At 70.6% G+C, this 3354-nt stretch carries 4 protein-coding genes and 1 pseudogene; 1 reads left to right on the top strand and 4 read right to left on the bottom strand.

What is annotated here, in order from left to right; genetic code table 11:
• Window positions 1-227 (bottom strand): annotated as a pseudogene (locus G6021_RS10795) (rhodanese-like domain-containing protein); the annotation flags it as partial.
• A gap of 259 nt (window positions 228-486) precedes the next feature.
• On the opposite strand from G6021_RS10795, the gene ygiD reads away from it, so the two are divergent.
• A complete protein-coding gene (ygiD, locus tag G6021_RS10790; RefSeq protein WP_182616903.1) occupies window positions 487-1278 on the top strand; it encodes a 4,5-DOPA dioxygenase extradiol in 792 nt (263 codons plus the stop codon).
• Window positions 1279-1309: 31 nt separating this feature from the next.
• Here the strand turns inward: ygiD and G6021_RS10785 are convergent, their stop codons facing one another.
• From G6021_RS10785 to panD, 3 genes are read right to left on the bottom strand one after another with little or no spacing between them, the layout of a single operon-like run.
• On the bottom strand, window positions 1310-1975 hold the full coding sequence (locus tag G6021_RS10785) for a TMEM175 family protein (RefSeq protein ID WP_182610268.1): 666 nt from the start codon (window positions 1973-1975) through the stop codon (window positions 1310-1312).
• Window positions 1976-2008: 33 nt separating this feature from the next.
• The gene (locus G6021_RS10780) at window positions 2009-2779 is read right to left on the bottom strand and encodes a type III pantothenate kinase (RefSeq protein WP_182610267.1); all 771 of its coding nucleotides are present in this window, start codon (window positions 2777-2779) and stop codon (window positions 2009-2011) included.
• 16 nt (window positions 2780-2795) lie between these two features.
• Window positions 2796-3221 (bottom strand): aspartate 1-decarboxylase, encoded by a 426-nt coding sequence (gene panD, locus G6021_RS10775; protein ID WP_179524479.1) that lies wholly within the window; start codon window positions 3219-3221, stop codon window positions 2796-2798.
• Window positions 3222-3354 lie beyond the last annotated feature (133 nt).

Here is a 3354-nt window from a genome sequence, read left to right as displayed (position 1 = left end):
CGCCCCTCGTCCACGGCGGCGAGGGGTGCCGCCGAACGGGGATCGAGCAGCTCGACGACGGGGCGGGCCTCGACCGCGACCGCCCCGGCCAGCACACCCTGCCGCTCGCGCTGGACCCGTGAGCGGATGTCCACGACGAGCGCCCCCGCCTCGACGGTGGTGCGGTAGTCCGCCACGTCCAGCGTGAGGGCGGCGGGGTCGGTGAGGGTGACGGCGAGAGAGGTCATCTGGTGCTCCTGGTCAGGCGGGTCCCGGTCGGTCCGTTCGAGGGTGCTGCTGCCGGTCGGGGACACCAGTGCTGCGCACGTGCGGAGCCCGCCGGACCGGCCGAGGGCATTCGTCGTGCGTGCATGGCCCCAATAATAGACAGACCGGTCTATCTACGACAAGAGCGGATTCCTTCGGCCCGCTGACCACACCCGACAGCACACCCGCTGGCGCCCGAACATTAGTTGATGCATCATATAGTCAGACCGAAGGAGCATCATGACCACCGCACGCACGCGTCAGCCCGCCGTCTTCATCGGCCACGGCGTCCCCCTCAACGCGCTCGAGGTCAACCAGTGGACCCGCGAATGGGCCGCGCTCGGCACCTCCCTCCCCGAACGTCCCCGCGCCGTGCTGGCCGTCTCGGCCCACTGGTACATCGGGGCCACCGCGGTGACCGCGATGGCCAACCCGAGGACGATCCACGACTTCTACGGCTTCCCACGGGAGCTCAACGAGTTCGACTACCCGGCCGCCGGTGCACCCGAGCTCGCCTCGGAGGTGGCCGAGGTGGTCAAACCCACCTGGGTCGGCGAGGACCGGGACTCGTGGGGGCTCGACCACGGCACGTGGTCCGTCCTCACCCACGTGTTCCCCGATGCCGACGTCCCGGTGGCCCAGTTGTCGGTGGACGCCTCCAAGCCCGCGGGCTACCACTTCGACCTGGGCACCAGGCTCTCGGCGCTGCGGGACTCCGGTGTGCTGATCCTGGCCAGCGGCAACGTGGTGCACAACCTGGCGGCCGCGGACCCCTCCCGCGGGGACTCGGGGACGGACTGGGCGCACCGATTCGACGACCACGCCCAGGAACTGCTCACCGAGCGGCCGGAGGACGCCCTCTCTCTGGTCGAACACCCCGACGCCCGACTGGCCGTCCCCAGCGCCGACCACTTCCTGCCCCTGCTCTACACGGCGGGGATGGCGGCCGGATCCGGCGAGAAGCTGGACGCCTTCAGCAAGGGGTACGCCTGGGGGTCGGTCTCCATGACGAGCTACCGCTCCGCGGCCTGACCCGCACGCGCGGCCTGACCCCGCTGCGCCGTCAGGTCCCCCTGGCCCGGTTCGCGAGGCCGCCCGTCAACGGCAGCAACACGACCAAGGACACCCACATCAGCTGGGCGGTCCCCGCGCCGACCGTCACCGCCACGGGGACCGATGCCAGGAACACCACCGGGGTGGCGGTCGCCGCCAGGAGCATTCTGCGGTTCTCCCTCGCCGACGTGGGACGGCGTTCCAGTCCGACCGCGCGACCACGCTGGTACACGGCGGCCTGCGCGAGGGACACCCCGGCGATGTTGAGGGCGTAGAGCGCGGTCGGCAGGTCGAGATCGGCCGTGGCCGGGTTGCTGATCGCGTCGGTGGTGAAGGGCACGAGGATCACCAGGCCCGTCGCCAGGAGGTTGCCGACCACCATCGGGCCGTCGAGTCCGGTGAGGCCCTTGATCATCCTGACGTTGACCCGCCACAGCGCGCAGATCACCACGAAACTCAGTGCGACCCCGGTCAGCTGCTGCCCGAGCCCGGATGCCGCCAGGGAGCCGAGGTCCTGCCACGCCTCCGGCCCCGGCAGGTCGACGTTCACGATGAGCAGCGTGACGGCGAAGCCGTAGATGGCGTCGAAGAAGGACACCCCGCGGTCGAACTCGGAGGTGTCCCTGCGGATCACCTCGTCGTCGTCGTCGATCTCTCTCCGTCCGATCCCGTCCATGGCGGACAGCATGCCACCGGCGCGGGGAGAGATTCAGGTGTTCCTCTCGAACACCAGTCGCAGTCCCTCGAGCGCGAGCTCCGGCTCCACGTCGGTGATCGTCCGCGACTCCTCCGCCACGACTTCCGCACGCAGTCCGGTCAGCACCACCGCCGCGTCGGCCAACTCGGCGACGTCCGTCCGCAGGCGGTCGACCAGCGCGTCGATCTGCCCGGCGAACCCGATCACGATCCCGGCCTGCAGCGCGGCGACCGTGTTCTTGCCCAGCGCGCCCCGGGGCCGCACGACCTCGATCTTGCGCAACGCGGCCGCGCGCTCGGCGAGAGCGTCCACGGAGATGTCGATCCCGGGCGCGATCGCCCCACCGAGCAACTCGCCGCGGGCGGAGACGGCGTCGACCGTGGTCGCGGTGTCCACGTCGACGACGATCACCGCGCCCTCGAACAGGGTGTGGGCTGCCAGGGCGTTGACGACCCGGTCGGACCCCACCTCCCGCGGAGAGTCCACGAGCAGTGGTACCCCGGTCTTCACTCCGGGCGCCACCACGACCGCGCGCAACCCGGGCCAGTAATCTGCGGCCATCCGTCGCAGTTCGCCCGTCACCGACGGCACGACCGACATCGCCGAGATTCCGGTGAGCCGCTCGGCGCACTCGCCGAGCAACCCCCGGATGGTCAGCGCCAACTCGTCGGAGGTCACCGCCGGCGACGTCCGCATGCTCCAGGTGCGCTCGAGTGGACCGCCATCGGGGGGGAAGACGCCGAGCCGGATGTGGGTGTTGCCGACGTCGACGGTGAGTAACACGGCCCTACCCCGACACCTAGACGGTGGCGGGCTCGGGGACGCGCGGGTTCTTCAGGCCCGACCCCTCGGGGACGTCCGCCGGATCGGTGCCCTCGGTGAGCGTGCGGTTGTGGGCATCCACGAAGACCACGCGCGGCTCGTAGGCCCGCGCCTCGGCGTCCTCCATCACCGCGTACGCGATGATGATCACCAGATCCCCGGGATGGACGAGGTGCGCGGCCGCACCGTTGATGCTGATGACCCCCGAGCCCCGCTCGCCGGTGATGGCGTAGGTGGTCAGACGGGAGCCGTTGTCGATGTCGACGATGTCGATCTGCTGCCCCTCGAGCAGGTCCGCGGCGTCCATGAGGTCCGCGTCGATGGTGCAGGAACCCACGTAGTGCAGGTCCGCCTGGGTCACCGTCGCCCGGTGGATCTTGGAGTGGAGCATGGTGCGCTGCATCTAGATGCCTTCCTGGAGGTCTGCGGCCAGCTCGGCCTGCTGGGAGGCGACGGTCGCCTCGGCGGCGGCGAGGAACCCCGTGCCGATGGCCACGCCGACGTTGTCGATGAGGCGGGCGGAGCCGATCCGGGCC

The sequence above is a fragment of the Dietzia sp. CW19 genome (assembly GCF_014145265.1).
In the GTDB taxonomy this organism is placed as follows: domain Bacteria; phylum Actinomycetota; class Actinomycetes; order Mycobacteriales; family Mycobacteriaceae; genus Dietzia; species Dietzia natronolimnaea.
Note: the sequence above shows the minus strand (reverse complement) of the source record. Positions and strands in the feature narration are given on the sequence as shown.